The organism is Erwinia plantamica (assembly GCF_043420595.1).
Lineage (GTDB): Bacteria > Pseudomonadota > Gammaproteobacteria > Enterobacterales > Enterobacteriaceae > Erwinia > Erwinia aeris.
Window position 1 is genome coordinate 227,646 of record NZ_JBGCUC010000007.1, and the last position, 16,130, is coordinate 243,775.

The 16,130-nt window shown below is 55.3% G+C and carries 14 protein-coding genes; 4 read left to right on the forward strand and 10 right to left on the reverse strand.

From position 1 onward, the window contains the following. Positions 1-3: 3 nt before the first annotated feature. Positions 4-864, forward strand: coding sequence for a bis(5'-nucleosyl)-tetraphosphatase (symmetrical) ApaH (gene apaH, locus AB3U87_RS09835; protein ID WP_253455318.1), 861 nt, complete (start codon positions 4-6; stop codon positions 862-864). Positions 865-968: 104 nt separating this feature from the next. On the opposite strand, the gene AB3U87_RS09840 is transcribed toward apaH, so the two are convergent. Together AB3U87_RS09840 and folA are read right to left on the reverse strand one after the other, a co-directional pair. Beyond that, positions 969-2,858 (reverse strand): PhoX family protein, encoded by a 1,890-nt coding sequence (locus AB3U87_RS09840; protein ID WP_394148903.1) that lies wholly within the window; start codon positions 2,856-2,858, stop codon positions 969-971. Between the two features lie 97 nt (positions 2,859-2,955). Continuing rightward, positions 2,956-3,438: a type 3 dihydrofolate reductase gene (folA, locus tag AB3U87_RS09845; RefSeq protein WP_394148904.1), complete on the reverse strand. Its 483-nt coding sequence runs from the start codon at positions 3,436-3,438 to the stop codon at positions 2,956-2,958. A 185-nt stretch (positions 3,439-3,623) separates the two neighbouring features. Between folA and AB3U87_RS09850 the strand changes: the two genes are divergently transcribed. Beyond that, positions 3,624-4,238 carry a LysE family transporter gene (locus AB3U87_RS09850; RefSeq protein ID WP_253455321.1) on the forward strand — a complete coding sequence of 205 codons (615 nt, stop codon included), beginning with the start codon at positions 3,624-3,626 and terminating at the stop codon, positions 4,236-4,238. A gap of 143 nt (positions 4,239-4,381) precedes the next feature. On the opposite strand, the gene AB3U87_RS09855 is transcribed toward AB3U87_RS09850, so the two are convergent. The 8 genes from AB3U87_RS09855 to AB3U87_RS09890 form a co-directional block, all read right to left on the reverse strand. Next, complete coding sequence (locus AB3U87_RS09855; protein ID WP_301730729.1) at positions 4,382-5,134, reverse strand: acid phosphatase; 753 nt, start codon at positions 5,132-5,134, stop codon at positions 4,382-4,384. Positions 5,135-5,304: 170 nt separating this feature from the next. Continuing rightward, positions 5,305-8,532 carry a carbamoyl-phosphate synthase large subunit gene (gene carB, locus AB3U87_RS09860; protein WP_253455323.1) on the reverse strand — a complete coding sequence of 1,076 codons (3,228 nt, stop codon included), beginning with the start codon at positions 8,530-8,532 and terminating at the stop codon, positions 5,305-5,307. Positions 8,533-8,546: 14 nt separating this feature from the next. Beyond that, the gene (gene carA, locus AB3U87_RS09865; RefSeq protein ID WP_301251485.1) at positions 8,547-9,689 is read right to left on the reverse strand and encodes a glutamine-hydrolyzing carbamoyl-phosphate synthase small subunit; all 1,143 of its coding nucleotides are present in this window, start codon (positions 9,687-9,689) and stop codon (positions 8,547-8,549) included. Between the two features lie 454 nt (positions 9,690-10,143). Further along, positions 10,144-10,959: a 4-hydroxy-tetrahydrodipicolinate reductase gene (dapB, locus tag AB3U87_RS09870; RefSeq protein WP_394148905.1), complete on the reverse strand. Its 816-nt coding sequence runs from the start codon at positions 10,957-10,959 to the stop codon at positions 10,144-10,146. A gap of 233 nt (positions 10,960-11,192) precedes the next feature. After that, positions 11,193-11,423, reverse strand: a complete 231-nt coding sequence (locus AB3U87_RS09875) for a hypothetical protein (RefSeq protein ID WP_301251487.1) — start codon at positions 11,421-11,423, stop codon at positions 11,193-11,195. Positions 11,424-12,210: 787 nt separating this feature from the next. Further along, positions 12,211-12,753 carry a 1,2-dihydroxy-3-keto-5-methylthiopentene dioxygenase gene (locus tag AB3U87_RS09880; protein WP_253455327.1) on the reverse strand — a complete coding sequence of 181 codons (543 nt, stop codon included), beginning with the start codon at positions 12,751-12,753 and terminating at the stop codon, positions 12,211-12,213. Further along, the gene (gene mtnC, locus AB3U87_RS09885; protein ID WP_301253352.1) at positions 12,750-13,436 is read right to left on the reverse strand and encodes an acireductone synthase; all 687 of its coding nucleotides are present in this window, start codon (positions 13,434-13,436) and stop codon (positions 12,750-12,752) included. Before mtnC ends, AB3U87_RS09880 begins: the two co-directional genes overlap by 4 nt. After that, complete coding sequence (locus AB3U87_RS09890; protein WP_394148906.1) at positions 13,433-14,044, reverse strand: methylthioribulose 1-phosphate dehydratase; 612 nt, start codon at positions 14,042-14,044, stop codon at positions 13,433-13,435. The genes mtnC and AB3U87_RS09890 overlap by 4 nt, the downstream gene beginning before the upstream one ends. A gap of 143 nt (positions 14,045-14,187) precedes the next feature. On the opposite strand from AB3U87_RS09890, the gene AB3U87_RS09895 reads away from it, so the two are divergent. Both AB3U87_RS09895 and AB3U87_RS09900 read left to right on the forward strand, forming a co-directional pair. Next, complete coding sequence (locus tag AB3U87_RS09895; RefSeq protein ID WP_394148907.1) at positions 14,188-15,348, forward strand: pyridoxal phosphate-dependent aminotransferase; 1,161 nt, start codon at positions 14,188-14,190, stop codon at positions 15,346-15,348. Continuing rightward, positions 15,336-16,103, forward strand: a complete 768-nt coding sequence (locus AB3U87_RS09900; RefSeq protein ID WP_394148908.1) for an amidohydrolase — start codon at positions 15,336-15,338, stop codon at positions 16,101-16,103. Before AB3U87_RS09895 ends, AB3U87_RS09900 begins: the two co-directional genes overlap by 13 nt. The last annotated feature ends 27 nt before the right edge of the window (positions 16,104-16,130 follow it).

A 16,130-nucleotide genomic window follows, 5' to 3' on the forward strand; every position in this document is an offset into this window, starting at 1 on the left:
TTGATGAGCACTTACCTGATTGGCGATATTCACGGCTGCTACGATGAGCTTCGGTCACTGCTGGACCAGGTGGCTTTCGATCCTGCCCGGGACAGCCTGTGGCTGACGGGCGATCTGGTTGCGCGCGGCCCCGCTTCGCTGGAAGTCCTGCGCTACGTTCGTTCATTGGGCGATGCGGTAAAAGTGGTGCTGGGCAATCACGATCTGCATTTACTGGCCGTGTTTGCAGGTATCAGCCGCAACAAGCCAAAGGACAGGCTGACGCCGCTGCTGGAAGCGGAAGACGCCGACGATCTGATTAACTGGCTGCGCCGCCAGCCGCTGATCCAGGTCGATGAAGAGAAGAAGCTGGTGATGGCGCACGCGGGCATCACGCCGCAGTGGGATTTGGCTACGGCACAAAGCTGCGCCCGCGAGGTCGAGGCGGTGCTCTCCAGCGATACCTATCCGCTGTTTCTGGATGCGATGTATGGCGATATGCCCAACAACTGGACGCCGGAGCTGACCGGGCTGGCTCGTCTGCGCTTCAGCACCAATGCGCTAACCCGGATGCGCTTCTGCTTTCCTAACGGCCAGCTGGATATGATCTGCAAAGATACGCCTGATTCGGCGCCCGCGCCGTTAAAGCCGTGGTTTGCTATTCCGGGGCCCGTGTCGCGCGACTACACCATTGCGTTTGGTCACTGGGCTTCGCTGGAAGGAAAAGGCACGCCGGAAAATATCCTGGCGCTGGATACCGGCTGCTGCTGGGGCGGCACGCTGACGATGCTGCGCTGGGAAGATAAAACCTGGTTTACTCAGCCGTCAAAACGGTTGTCAAACGAACATGAGAACGCTATAGCGGCGCCGTCTGCTGACTCATAAGCGTCAATTGCTTTCGCGACAGGCTTTTTGCTATCCGATAAAGAGTGAGCGCCACGCCCTTAAAGGCGTGGCTTTACTCAGCCGATAAACGTATCCGTCCGCTTTCAGGCACCCAATACGCCGCCATCCTTGCGCGTAATCATTATCACGGAAGAGCGGGGACGCGGGCTATTGTCAGGAAAGTGCGAGTCTTTCTCTTCTCCCGGATGTTGCACATTCACAAACATCGTTTTGTAGTCCGGTGTAAAAGTGATCCCGGTCAGCTCACAGGATTTGGGCCCCACCATAAAGCGACGAATTTCTCCGCTCTGCGGATCGCCCACCAGCATCTGATTGTTCCCCTGCCCTTCATAGTCGCCTTTATTACTGTATTTACCATCCGTCAGGATCCACAGGCGTCCGCCTTCATCAAAGCCCAGACCATCAGGGCTATTAAAGGTGTTCTGCTCGGTGATGTTCGGCGTACCGCGATATATGCCCTGCGGATGCGCAATTGGATTACCGCACAGCACAAAAATATCCCAGTCAAACGCCTGGGCCGTAGCGTCCCCTTTCTCATCCCAGCGAATAATCTGCCCATAAATGTTATCCGGCCGAGGATTAGCCGCGTTGATCGGCATTCCCTCATCGCCTCGCTTGCTGTTATTGGTCAGGGTGCAGTAGGCGCGGCCATCATGGGGATTAACGGCAATCCACTCAGGGCGATCCATACGTGTGGCTTTCACCACATCCGCCGCGCCGCGCGTGTTAATCAAAATATCTGCCTGGGTGCGGAAACCGTTGTCGGCGGTCAGGCCGTGCTGCCCCTGAACCAGCGCCACCCAGTGCCCGGTTCCCTTCAGCGGCGTACCGTTTCTGTCGCCGTCAAAGATGGCAACATAGAGCGTTCCCTCATCCAACAGCCTGCTATTTGCCGCCGGATTAGCGCGATCGACCTTGCCTTTGGAAACATATTTGTAGATATACTCGCCGCGTTCATCGTCCCCCATATACACCACCAGCTCGCCGCTTTTCGCTACCGTAACGGCCGCGTTTTCATGCTTAAATCGGCCCAGCGCGGTGCGCTTGACCGGCACGGAATCGGGGGCGAAGGGATCGATCTCGACAATCCAGCCGTGACGATTAAATTCGTTAGGGTTTTTCGCCACATCAAAACGCGGATCGAAATCGGACCAGTTGCGCTCGGGATCGGCGGGGCTCAGCGTGTAGCGCTTTTGCGCCGCCGTCAGGCTGAAATCCGCCTTTTTAGTGCCGAAATAGGTATCGAAATTTTCTTCACAGGTGAGATAAGTACCCCAGGGCGTTTTGCCGTTAGCGCAGTTGCCAAAGGTGCCGAGCACGTTCATTCCTTGCGGATCGGCTGCGGTATGCAGCGCCGCATCGCCAGCGGCAGGGCCGGAAAAACGCATTGGCGTATTGGCAGTGATGCGGCGGTTATAGCGTGAAGGACGGACAACTTCCCAGCGGTTTCCCTGGCCACGACGGACTTCCATCACCGATACGCCGTGCCCCGCCTGCGATTTTTTTACATCTTCAGCATCGTGCGCCTTGCTGTCGCCGTGAGCATAGAGATATTGCTCATTAACATATTCATTGTTAACCGCAATTAAGCCGCGATCCCGGCTTCCCTCCATGGCAAAAAAGCTCATGCCATCATTGTTATCGCCAAACTGTTTTTCCTGATCGGCTGCGCTGTTTTTTCCTTCCGCGTCAAACGCCGGGGCGCCATCGACCAGCGGATCGCCCCATGAAATCAGCACATCAGCCAGATAACCGTCGGCAATGGCAATTTCATCCGCTGTGGAAGCCGGAATACCGTCAAAACCCAGCAATTGACTGCCGCCCGACACGGGCTTCGCCAGCGCCAGAGAGGGAACAGAGAGACCGCCGCCAATAAAGCCTGCCAGACTCAATGCCCCGGTTCCTGCAAGGAATTTACGACGGCCAGGATTAGGCGTGACGGCTTCGTTCGGTAACGGCGATTGATTATTCATAGCGCATTGCTTCCTTTACGGTTTGTAAAATGAAGCAATGCTAGAGATATTTTGTTACACTTAGGTTACAAAATGTTCGAAAGGAGTGTAAAGTTACTTACTGTCGACGGTCCAGAATTTCAAAGCAGTAGCTGTGCGTGTTTTTCTCGTCAGCGTCGTGAAATTCGCTAAAGGTCGACTGCCACTCATCCGGCTCGTAGTCCGGGAAAATCGTGTCGCCTTCGACTTCCGCATCAATATGCGTCAGATACAGGCGATCCGCGCGCGGCAGCAGCTGTTCATAGACGCGCCCGCCGCCAATCACCATGATCTCTGCCACGTCGCCCGCCGCTTTCAGCGCTTCCTCAATGGAAGTGACCCAGCACACGCCTTCCGCATCGCCCTGCTGGCTGCTGATCACAATATTCAGCCTGTCCGGCAGCGGACGGCCGATCGACTCAAAAGTGCGGCGTCCCATAATGACCGGTTTGTTCAGGGTGTGCTTTTTAAACCAGGCCAAATCGGCTGGCAGATGCCACGGCATGGCATTTTCCATCCCGATAACGCGGTCGGTCGCCATGGCTGCAATCAGGCTTATCATCTGAGAATACTCACAAGGTGTAAAATTGGCGCCATCATACGGAAAGGCGAAAGTTTCGTCGATAGCAAAACCTGGCGAATTAAGTAAAGGTTTAGCGGCGCCGTGTTATTTATTAGCGCTTCAGGCTAAAATAGCCACGGCAAACCCTTTGGGGTTTCTCTCTTCTGCTGAATTCTGAGAACACCATGTTAGAAACCAGTTTACTTATCGTCACTATTGCGACGCTGGGCATGCTTTCGCCCGGCCCCGATTTTTTTCTGATTATCAAAAATGCCGCGCGCTATCCACGCCGCGCCGCGCTGATGACGGCGCTTGGCGTTAACTGCGCCGTGGCAACGCATATGACCTATTGCGTCGCCGGGCTGGCGGTGGTGATCACCACCACGCCGTGGCTGTTTATGCTGCTGAAGTATGCCGGGGCGGCTTATCTGATCTACGTCGGCATCCAGGCGCTGCTTTCACGCGGCGGCAGCAAGATGGACCTCAGCAACGTCGCGGCGGAAAGCACCTCGTTAAAGAAAGCCTTTATGCAGGGCTACCTTTGCAATCTGCTGAATCCTAAGGCCACGCTGTTTTTCCTGTCGATGTTTACGCAGGTGCTGAACGTGCATTCCAGCCTGGGCGAGAAGATTTGGTATGCAGGCATTATTATCACGCTCTCTTCCATCTGGTGGCCGACGCTGGTGGTGCTGATCCAAAGCCCGCCCGTACGCCGTGGCCTGGCCCGCGCGCAGAAGCTGATCGACAGGCTGCTGGGCACCGTGCTGATCGCTTTCGGTATCAAAGTCGCGCTCTCCTGATTAGCGGGGGATAAGCGAAGGCCCGGTTGGCATTGTTGGCAACCGGGCCTTTTTACTTTGCGGCTTTAGCGACTATACGGCAGCAGCAATACCTACTTCCCACGCGCGGACGGGGTAAAACCACAGGGTTATTCTGCGGTGGGTTATCTGTCGAGGTTTCCGGCCAGCGTCGTCTGACGTTTAAACTCGTCCTTCGCTTTTTGTAGCTGTTGCATAAAACTTTCGTCAGCGTGCAGACGGGCCACGACAGCCCCGCCGACGATGCGGGCGGCGTTAACATCGCTCTGCCAGTGATAGCCGCAAATTACCCGGCTCTGGCCCATTTCATAGCCGCGCTTGAGGATTTCATTCTGTCTGGCGGGGTTTATTTCGGTCAGCACCAGCGCCGTAGCCCAGCCAATTGTTGTATGCCCGGAAGGATAAGCGCCGTTGGTAGACAGCTCCTGCTGCTGATCGGTGCGGCAGGTCGGTTCCTGATAAAAAGCAAAAGGACGAATGCGCATATAGCGAATTTTGGCGCTGCGGGTGGCCAAATCGCCGGCATCCTCACGCATTTTCATCACCAGCCGATAAAGCTCCGGCGTTTTACTCTTGCTGATTTCTCGTCCAAACGCGCCGGAAAAAGCCGCGGCCACGCCATCGCCTGCGACATGCGCATCTTGCCACGCCTGCTTGCCCCGGGGCGTATCGCGCAGGCTTTTGCCCAGCTCGTACTGCGCTTTGTCGTTAAGAAATTCGATGCTGTCCGTCGCGGGCGGCGGCGGCAACAGCGTCAGGCTGTCGGGGGATTGCGCCTCCTGCAGGAAATAAAAGTCAGGTTGCGTGGTAACGTCTTTCGCCGCAAAGGCCTGCGAAAAAAAGGCCATGCAGGCCAGAGCTATTAAGCGTTTTTTCATTGTTTCATCCCTGATGTTGAGTAAAAGCGCCGACGGTTCGGCAACGGGACAAGCCTATAGCATTTTTTGGCGCATCAATTTTAAAGGCGTCACAAAACACATTATTGGGGCGGGAACGCGGCGGAGATAAAAAAATCCCCGCCGTAGCGGGGATGGGCAGAGAAAACGCTTTAAGCCTGTTTGATCTGCGCGTGCATTTCCTGCACGGAGATCACCTGCTCAGTCGGATCGGCATTCAGCGACATAGCCGTCGCGAAACCGCCGTTCAGCGTGGTGTCATAGTGCACCTTATACTGCAACGCGCTGCGGCGGATCAGTTTGGAATCCTCAATCGCCTGGCGTCCGGCCGTGGTGTTAACAATGTAGGCATATTCCCCGTTCTTCAGGCGATCCTGAATATGCGGGCGGCCTTCATGCACCTTGTTAACCAGACGCGGATTGATGCCCGCTTCGCCCAGCACTACCGCCGTGCCGTGGGTGGCGTCCAGCTCAAAGCCCAGCTTTTGCAGCTTAGCGGCCAGATCCACAATACGCTTTTTGTCGCCTTCGCGAACGGAGAGCAGCGCGCGGCCGCTTTTCTTCATATTGCTTTGCGCGCCCAGCATCGCTTTAGAGAAAGCTTCGGCAAAGGTGCGGCCAACGCCCATGACTTCGCCGGTGGAGCGCATTTCCGGGCCAAGGATAGGATCGACACCCTGGAATTTATTAAACGGCAGTACCACTTCCTTCACCGAATAATAAGGCGGGATCACCTCTTCCGTTACGCCCTGCTCTGCCAGCGTTTTGCCCGCCATCACGCGCGCGGCGACTTTCGCCAGCGGCACGCCGGTCGCTTTAGAGACAAACGGCACGGTACGCGCGGCGCGAGGGTTAACCTCAATCAGATAGACTTCGTTATCTTTTACCGCGAACTGCACGTTCATCAGCCCGCGCACGCAAAGCTCAAAGGCCAGTTTTTCGACCTGCTGACGCATTACGTTCTGGATCTCTTTGCTCAGCGTATAGGCCGGCAGTGAACAGGCCGAGTCGCCGGAGTGCACGCCAGCCTGCTCGATATGTTCCATGATGCCGCCTATCAGCACGCGCTCGCCGTCGCAGATGGCGTCAACGTCCACTTCAACCGCGTCGTCCAGGAAGCGATCCAGCAGCACCGGTGCATCGTTGGAAACGGAAACCGCCGTCTGGAAATAGCGCTTCAGGTCAATTTCGTCATAGACGATTTCCATTGCCCGGCCGCCCAGCACGTAAGAAGGACGCACCACCAGCGGATAGCCGATAGCCACCGCTTTTTCCACCGCCTGCTCCAGCGCCGTGACCGTTGCGTTGGCCGGCTGCTTCAGGCCCAGGCGGTCCACCGCCTGTTGAAAACGCTCGCGGTCTTCGGCACGGTCAATCGCATCCGGGCTGGTGCCGATAACCGGCACGCCTGCGGCTTCCAGCGCGCGCGCCAGCTTCAGCGGCGTCTGGCCGCCGTACTGCACGATCACGCCTTTTGGCTTCTCGATGCGCACAATTTCCAGCACGTCTTCCAGCGTGACCGGCTCAAAGTAGAGGCGGTCAGAGGTATCGTAATCGGTAGAGACGGTTTCCGGGTTGCAGTTAACCATAATGGTTTCATAGCCGTCTTCACGCAGCGCCAGCGCGGCGTGCACGCAGCAGTAGTCAAACTCAATGCCCTGACCGATACGGTTTGGCCCGCCGCCCAGCACCATGATCTTGTCGCGATCCTGGTTGGGATTGGCTTCGCACTCTTCTTCATAGGTGGAGTACATATAGGCGGTATCGGTAGAGAACTCCGCCGCACAGGTATCCACGCGCTTGTAAACCGGGTGCAGATTATACTGCTGACGCAGCTTGCGCACTTCTGATTCCGCCACGCCAGCCAGCACGGCCAGGCGCGCGTCGGCAAAGCCTTTACGCTTCAGGGTACGCAGGAAATCGGCGGTCAGGCCGTTGATGCCTTCGCGGGCAACCTGCTCTTCCAGCCGCACCAGCTCTTCGATCTGCACCAGGAACCAGCGGTCAATATTGGTCAGATTGAAGACGCCGTCCACGGACATGCCCGCGCGGAACGCATCGGCCACATACCAGATACGGTCACAGCCGGCATCTTTCAGCTCGCGGCGAATGGTGGTCAGCGCTTCCGCATCGTTCAGGTCAACTTTCGGGTCGAAACCGTGCGCGCCTACTTCCAGGCCGCGCAGTGCTTTCTGCATTGATTCCTGCAAGGTGCGGCCAATCGCCATCACTTCGCCCACGGACTTCATCTGCGTGGTCAGACGATCGTTGGTGCCCGCAAACTTTTCAAAGTTGAAGCGAGGGATTTTGGTGACGACATAGTCGATGGAAGGCTCAAACGAGGCCGGCGTGCGGCCGCCGGTGATATCGTTCATCAGCTCGTCCAGCGTATAGCCGACGGCCAGCTTGGCGGCGATTTTCGCAATCGGGAAGCCGGTCGCTTTGGAAGCCAGCGCCGAAGAGCGGGAAACGCGCGGGTTCATTTCGATAATGATCAGACGACCGTTTTCCGGGTTCACCGAGAACTGCACGTTGGAGCCGCCGGTTTCCACGCCGATTTCACGCAGTACCGCCATCGAGGCGTTACGCATGATCTGGTACTCTTTGTCGGTCAGCGTCTGCGCAGGCGCTACGGTGATGGAGTCACCGGTATGGATGCCCATCGCGTCAAAGTTTTCAATGGAGCAGACAATGATGCAGTTGTCGTTTTTGTCACGCACCACTTCCATTTCATACTCTTTCCAACCGATCAGCGATTCATCAATCAGCAGTTCGTTGGTTGGCGACAGATCCAGACCGCGCTCGCAAATCTCTTCAAATTCTTCGCGGTTGTAAGCGATACCGCCGCCGCTGCCGCCCATGGTAAAGGAGGGACGGATAATGCACGGGAAGCCAACGTCTTCAGCAACTTTCAGCGCTTCTTCCATATTATGGGCGATACCGGAACGTGCGGTTTCAAGGCCGATTTTCTTCATCGCCTTATCGAAACGCTGGCGGTCTTCCGCTTTATCAATTGCATCCGCCGTCGCGCCAATCATGGTGACGTTGAACTCTTCCAGCACGCCCTGACGCTCCAGCTCCAGCGCGCAGTTCAGCGCGGTCTGGCCGCCCATGGTCGGCAGCACGGCATCCGGACGCTCTTTCTCAATAATTTTGCGCACCACTTCCCAGTGAATCGGTTCGATGTAGGTGGCATCGGCCATTTCCGGGTCGGTCATGATGGTCGCCGGGTTGGAGTTCACCAGGATAACGCGATAGCCCTCTTCGCGCAGCGCTTTACAGGCCTGCGCGCCAGAGTAGTCAAATTCACAGGCCTGGCCGATAACGATCGGACCCGCGCCCAGGATCAGGATACTTTTTATGTCGGTACGTTTTGGCATTCTTTCGCTCCTGATTATTTATTTGAACGGTAGGCTTCGATCAGTTCGATAAAGTGATCGAACAGCGGTGCGGCGTCGTGTGGGCCAGGGCTGGCTTCGGGATGGCCCTGGAAACTGAACGCCGGCTTATCCGTGCGATGAATGCCCTGCACCGTGTGGTCAAACAGCGAGGTATGGGTAATACGCAGGTTCGCTGGCAGGTTGTTGTTGTCTACGGCAAAACCGTGGTTTTGCGCGGTGATCATCACGGTATTGTTGTCGTGATCTTTCACCGGATGGTTGCCGCCGTGGTGGCCCAGCTTCATCTTCACCGTTTTCACATCGCTGGCCAGCGCCAGCAGCTGATGGCCCAGGCAGATGCCGAATACCGGGATCTCCGTTTCCAGGAAAGTCTTAATCGCGGCGATAGCGTAGTCGCAGGGTTCCGGATCGCCAGGGCCGTTAGAGAGGAAGATGCCGTCCGGGTTCATCTTCATTACCTCTTCCGCAGGCGTTTGCGCCGGGACAACCGTCAGACGACAGCCGCGATCCACCAGCATCCGCAGGATATTTCGCTTCACGCCGTAATCGTAGGCCACCACGTGGAAAGGCAGCTCCTCTTCTTTCTTCGGTGCAGGCAGGCCGTCCAGCGTCCAGCTGCCCTGTAGCCACTTGTAGGTTTCTTGCGTGGTGACTTCCTTCGCCAGATCCATGCCCTTCAGGCCTGGAAAAGCTTTTGCTTTTTGCAGCGCCAGCTCGGCATCCGGCGCGTCGCCTGCGATGATGCAGCCGTTCTGCGCGCCTTTTTCACGCAGCAGACGGGTCAGCTTACGCGTGTCGATATCGGCAATGGCGACAATATTCAGACGCTTCAGGTAAGCGGAAAGCCCCTCTTCATTACGGAAGTTGCTGGCGATCAACGGCAGGTCGCGGATAACCAGGCCTTCAGCATGAACCTGGGCGGATTCTTCATCGGCGATATTGGTGCCGACATTGCCGATATGAGGATAAGTGAGAGTAACAATCTGGCGGGAATAGGAAGGATCAGTGAGGATTTCTTGATAACCGGTCATTGAAGTGTTGAAAACAACTTCACCCACTGCCGTTCCTGTTGCCCCGATGGCCCGACCGTGGAATTGGGTTCCGTCTTCCAGAACCAATAGCGCTGACTTAATCAAAACATCCTCCAGAGAATAAACAGTCACATTATTTGCATATTAATTCATGATACACCTTTAAATCAATGCAAAACCTGCCTGCCTGCTCGATTTTTGGCAAATTGCGCGCATTCTAATGATCGCCCCGGCTGATGTCTACCCTGAAGCGGAGTTTTTCATTGTTTTTTGTGCCACTGGCGTAAAAAGATGATGATAGCCACCAAAAACAGCAACTATCGTGGTGATAAAAACGGTTGCCTGACGAAATGAATGGGAAAAATCCAGATAGCCCGAAAAATAGTGGACCAAATGGTCAAAATTAACAAATCAACCCTGTAAAAATGCAGAAAAACACCTAAAAACAACTTTTTGTTAAAAATACCATCTAAATATTATTTATATGCACAAATAAAAAAGGGCAGCAAAACTACCCAATTAAAACAGCAGCTTAAAAAAATATCCAGACTCGTACTTATCAATTATTATCAATATTAAGCACATTCCTCATATCAAAAAGACCTTCTTTACTCGCAAAAACCCAGGATGCAGCACGAACAGCGCCTTTTGCAAAGGTCATACGACTTGAAGCCTTGTGCGTTATCTCTATACGCTCGCCAATATCCGCAAACATCGCGGTATGCTCGCCGACGATATCGCCTGCCCGCACGGTAGCAAAACCAATGGTTTGTGGCTTACGTTCGCCGGTGTGCCCTTCCCGACTATAGACCGCATGCTCTTTAAGATCCCAGTCCATGGCGTCCGCTATCGCTTCGCCCATCGCCAGCGCGGTGCCGGAAGGCGCATCAACCTTATGGCGATGGTGCGCTTCGATAATTTCGATGTCCGCATAATCGCCCATCACCTGCGCGGCCTGCTCCAGCAGCTTCAGCACCAGATTGACGCCCACGCTGAAGTTGGCGGCAAAAACGATGGCTATCTCTTGCGCAGCCGCGCCGATCGCCGCCTTACCGGCCTCGTCAAAGCCGGTGGTGCCGATGACCATCGCTTTTTTGTGCTGACGACAAAACGCCAGATATTCCAGCGTGCCTTCGGGACGGGTAAAGTCGATCAGGACATCAAACTCATCGGCAACCAGCCGATCGCTGACCTTCACGCCCAGCGTACCGGTTCCGGCCAGCTCGCCCGCGTCAATGCCGACCAAAGAAGAGCCGTTACGCACCAGCGCGGCTCCCACGCAAACGCCTTCCGCTTCGTGAGCGGCCTGAATTAACTGACGCCCCATGCGTCCCGCTGCGCCAACAATAGCCAGACGGACCTGTGCCTCATTCATAATGTTTCCCTTAAGTCTGTGCATACAAAACGAAGACAGGTTAACGACACCTTAAGCGCCGCGCCACTAAAAAACACAGGACAGCGCGCGCCTGGCAAAGCTTTCAGGCGGACGGAGAACAGGAAGTGCCGTGTAACAAACTGACGGAAGGTAAACTGGCCCGGACGCCGCGTTATAGCAGCGCCCGCAGGTTAAAATGACGGCATCATTTTATGGGACATGAAAGATCGTGACTACAGGGGGGGTTCTGGTGCTGTTGTTGGTGCTGGTGTTGGTGTTGTTGGTGCTGGTGTTGGTGGTGTTTGTGCCCCTGAACACAGACAGTTCATCAATACCAGCCCGCCCAGCAAAAAGAAACCTACTTTGAACAGGTTGGCGGTTAACGCCAGGTTGGCCTGACTGAGATCGCATAAAAAGCTTCCGCCGCTGACGCGGGTGGCTTCTGTTCGGGTTATTTCTCTCATTTTAATTTCCTTTTAAAATTGAACGGCGCCACACAGAAATAGCAGCGTGAGGCACGACTTATCACCTGAAAATAGTATATCCCCTTCTGACAGAGCAAAATCATACTACGTCTGATAAAACATCCCCGTCAAAATAAATATTCACCCTGCAGTGAAAAAACAAAAAAAACAGGCAAGATTCATTAACAATAAGAAAATAACCAATCAAAAGAGGCTTAAACATGGTAATTTCACGTCACTACATGAAAAATCGAGAAAGGAAGTGTTTAAAGCGCCCCATCAGAACGAATACAACTTTCAGCCCCGCTTAACTGCAAACCCTGACTGCAAACCCTGACCGCAAACTCTAACCGCAAACCCTGACTGCAAACCCTGACCGCAAACCCTGACTGTAAACCCTGACTGCAAACCCTGACTGCAAACCCTGACATTAGGCATTAAAGTTTAAATATTAAAGATCAATATTTTAAGATGAAAACCAAAAATCTTTATTATCGCTTTATCTACCAGACTTCCCCGGCTATTAATTAGCATCATAATGTTCATTTATATATGTAACTATTTAAAACACTTTCCAAAACCACTGCATTAATTATTTCCAGCAGATGAAAATAAGAAACGAAAATAACTACTTTTAAAGCACCATTGAAAACAGGTGGCCCAGTTGCTAATGAGTAACTGTCTTATTTTATTGGCGCTCCGGTTACCTGATTGAGATAAACCCGGGCGGCCAGTCTGTCCGCCCGTTTTGTAAAACGGCCATTTTCATCATGGCTCAGAGATTTGCTTACGGCAATCGCGGATAGGCATCGGCAATCCTGTCGCCAGTGAAGTTCGCAATCCAGCCTTCCTGATTGTCGAAAATACGGATAGCGGTAAAGTGCGGTGACGATCCCATATCAAACCAGTGCGGCGTTCCCGCAGGCACGGAGATTAGATCGTTCTTTTCACACAGGATTTGATAAATATGCCCGTCCAGATGCAGGCAGAACAGCCCCGCCCCCTCCACGAAGAACCGCACTTCGTCCTCGCCATGCGTATGTTCGGAAAGAAACTTTTCCCGCAGCGTCTCTTTCTGCGGATTGTCCGCGCGCATACTGATTACGTCCCAGCTCTGGTAGCCTTTTTCCGCGACCAGCCGATCGATAGCGTGCTGATAAGCGTTTATAACCGTTTCCGGCTGCGGATCCACGCCTAAATCGCGATCCGCCTGCCAGCGCTCAAAACGCACGTTTTTGCCACTCAGTTTCTGACGGATCGCTTCTTCATCGGTACTTTGCCAGATCGGCGTTTTCGCTTCGCTGTCGGTAAAAATGGTCAGTGCGCTCATACAAACGACTCCAGAGTAAGGTGATCGAACCGGTTGACCTGAGGATGACGGCTGACGTCATCCGCTTCATCGCGAATTAGCTGCACGGTATGCCAGCCCGCTTCCCGAGCGGCGTCCAGCTCCTGACGAATATCGGATAAAAACAGCAGCTCGCCCGGTGCCAGCCCGATATCTGCGGCAATATTGCGGTAAGAGTCCGTTTCGCGCTTGGCCCCGACGTGCGTATCGAAATAGCCGCTGAACAACGAGGTAATATCACCCTCGTCGCTGTAGCCAAATAACAATTTCTGCGCAGCTACCGAGCCGGATGAATAAACATACAGCCCAATGCCAGCCTGGTGCCAGGCTTTCAGCGCGGGCAGCACGTCCGGATAGAGATGGCCGGTAAAGCTGCCGTTAAGATAGCCATCGCGCCAGATCATGCCCTGTAACGCTTTCAGCGCGGTGGATTTGCGGTCTTCATCCATAAAACCGAACAGCACGGTGATTAAATCCTCTACCGTGGCCTGCGGCTGCGCGATTTCATCACGCAGATCGCTCAGCGCCTGCGCCACCTCTTCCCGGTGCTGAAAAGCGGCAATAAAGGCCGCCAGATTTTCGCGCGCATACGGGAAAAGCACGTTGTGTACGAAGCGAATATCGCTGGTGGTGCCTTCAATATCGGTGACAATAGCGCGGATCATTTGGCCTCCAGAAGCCGACGTTGTAATTCACACTGGAAAAGGAACTCCAGCCCTTCAAGATGGCGACGCGCTTCGTTCACGTCTCTTCCCCAGCAGGTCAGGCCGTGGCCGCGCAGCAGGAAACCGTAGCGCAGCGGATGGCCTTCCGCGTACTGCTCAATACGTTTCGCCAGCGCCTCAATATCCTGATCGTTATCGAACAGCGCAATAGCCACCTCTTCCAGATGCGAGCTTTGTCCGGCCAGCGTTTTCTGCATTTCATAGCCTTGCAATACTAATGCGGCGCGTTTCTCAACTCTTGAGAGTACGGTCGCGTTCACCGTATGAACGTGCAGTACGGCACCCGCTTCGGGAAACAGACGATAGATTAGCGTATGCAGGCCCGTTTCTGCGGAAGGCCTGCGGCCGGAAGGCGCATGGTTAGTGGCGATGGCGACCTGAATAAAGTCCTCGCGGGTTAGCGAACCTTTGTCTTTGCCGGATTCGCTCAGCAGGCAAAACTCGCTGTCCTGCCGCACCGACATATTGCCGCCGGTGGCGGGCGCCCAGCCTTTGGCACCGATCCAGTGGCAGGCCGCCACCAGCCGATCTAATTGCGATGTTGTCATAACCTTCCTTTTCAACCGCTAAGCACGGCATATTCTTATCGTTTAGACGTCTAAGCGTCTTGATTGCCAAATATTAGCACTGACGTTATAGTGGCAGCAACGGGCTAAAACATATCCATAGCGTTCCGCAAGGGTGACTAATCATGAGCCAGACGCCGATTAAGCCTGAGAGCAAACTCCCCGCTCTGGGTACCACTATTTTTTCGCAAATGAGCGCGCTGGCGCAGCAGCATAACGCCATTAATCTTTCTCAGGGCTTCCCGGATTTCGACGGCCCGGATTATCTGAAAGCGCGCCTGGCGCATCACGTCAGCGCTGGCGCCAACCAGTATGCGCCGATGACCGGCGTGCAGCCGCTGCGGCAGGCGATTGCGGCTAAAACGGCGGAGCTTTACGGGCATAAACCCGACGTCGACAGCGAAATCACGGTGACGGCAGGCGCGACCGAAGCGCTGTATGCCGCCATTACCGCGCTGGTGCGGCCGGGCGATGAGGTGATCTGTTTCGATCCCAGCTACGACAGCTATGCGCCAGCAGTGGCGCTGGCTGGCGGCGTGATGAAGCGCATCGCTTTGCAGCCGCCGGCTTTTCGCGTCGACTGGCAGGAATTTACCGCGCTGCTGTCGCCTCGTACCCGTCTGGTTATCCTCAATACGCCACACAATCCTTCCGCTACCGTCTGGCAAAAAAGCGATTTTGCCTCGCTGTGGCAGGCGGTGAAAGCACAGGAAATCTATGTGCTGAGCGACGAGGTTTACGAGCATATCTGCTTTGCCAAAGAGGGCCACGCCAGCGTGCTCGCCCATCCGCAGCTGCGTGAGCGCGCTATTGCCGTTTCCTCGTTTGGCAAAACCTTTCATATGACCGGCTGGAAGGTCGGTTACTGCGTGGCGCCGCCAGCCTTAACGGCGGAAGTGCGCAAGGTGCATCAGTATCTGACCTTTGCCGTCAACACGCCCGCACAGCTGGCATTGGCCGATATGCTGAACGCCGAACCAGAGCACTACCGCGAGCTGCCGGCGTTTTATCGTGCCCGCCGTGACCGTTTTGTACAGGCGCTGGCGAAAAGTCGCCTGAAAATCCTGCCGTGTGAAGGCACCTACTTTCTGCTGGCCGACTACAGCGCCGTTTCCGATTTGGATGACGTCGCCTTTTGCCAGTGGCTGACCAAAGAAGCGGGCGTGGCGGCGATCCCGCTGTCGGTTTTCTGCGCCGGGCCTTTCCCTCATAAACTCATCCGTCTGTGCTTTGCCAAACAGGAAGCCACGCTGGATGCGGCAGCGGAGCGGCTATGTCAGCTTTAAACCTGAGCGTGCTACAGCAGCCGCTGGTCTGGATGGACGGCGAAGCCAATCTGCGTTTTTTTGACGAGCTGTTAGCCGGATTAACGGGCCGCGACCTGATTGTACTGCCGGAAATGTTTACCACCGGCTTTGCGATGGAGGCGGCGAAAAGCTCGCTGCCGGAAGCGCGCGTGGTGGGCTGGCTACAGGAGAAAGCCCGCGCGGCTGATGCCATGATCGGCGGCAGCGTCGCCGTTCAGACGCCCGCGGGCGCGGTCAATCGCTTCCTGCTGGCGGAGCCGGACGGCACGGTACATCGCTATGACAAGCGTCATCTGTTCCGCATGGCTGGCGAGCACCAGCATTATCTGGCGGGCGAAAAGCGGGAAATCATAGCGTTCCGCGGCTGGCGCATTCTGCCGCAGATTTGCTATGACCTGCGCTTTCCGGTGTTTTCCCGCAGCCGCAACGATTACGATCTGGCGCTGTATGTCGCCAACTGGCCGGCAGCGCGTGCGGCGCACTGGCAGGCGTTGCTGCTGGCGCGGGCGATTGAAAATCAGGCTTACGTAGCCGGTTGCAATCGCACCGGCCATGATGCCAACGGCCATAGCTACAGCGGCGACAGCCGGATTATCAGCCCGCAGGGCGAAATCCTGGCGGCTGGCGAACCGCATCAGCCAGCGGTACTGAGCGCCGAGCTGTCGCTGGATTCGCTGCGCGAATATCGGGAGCGTTTTCCGGCCTGGCGCGATGCGGATGAGTTTAGTTTATAAGCCGTTGCTGCCCGGCATTGCATAGCC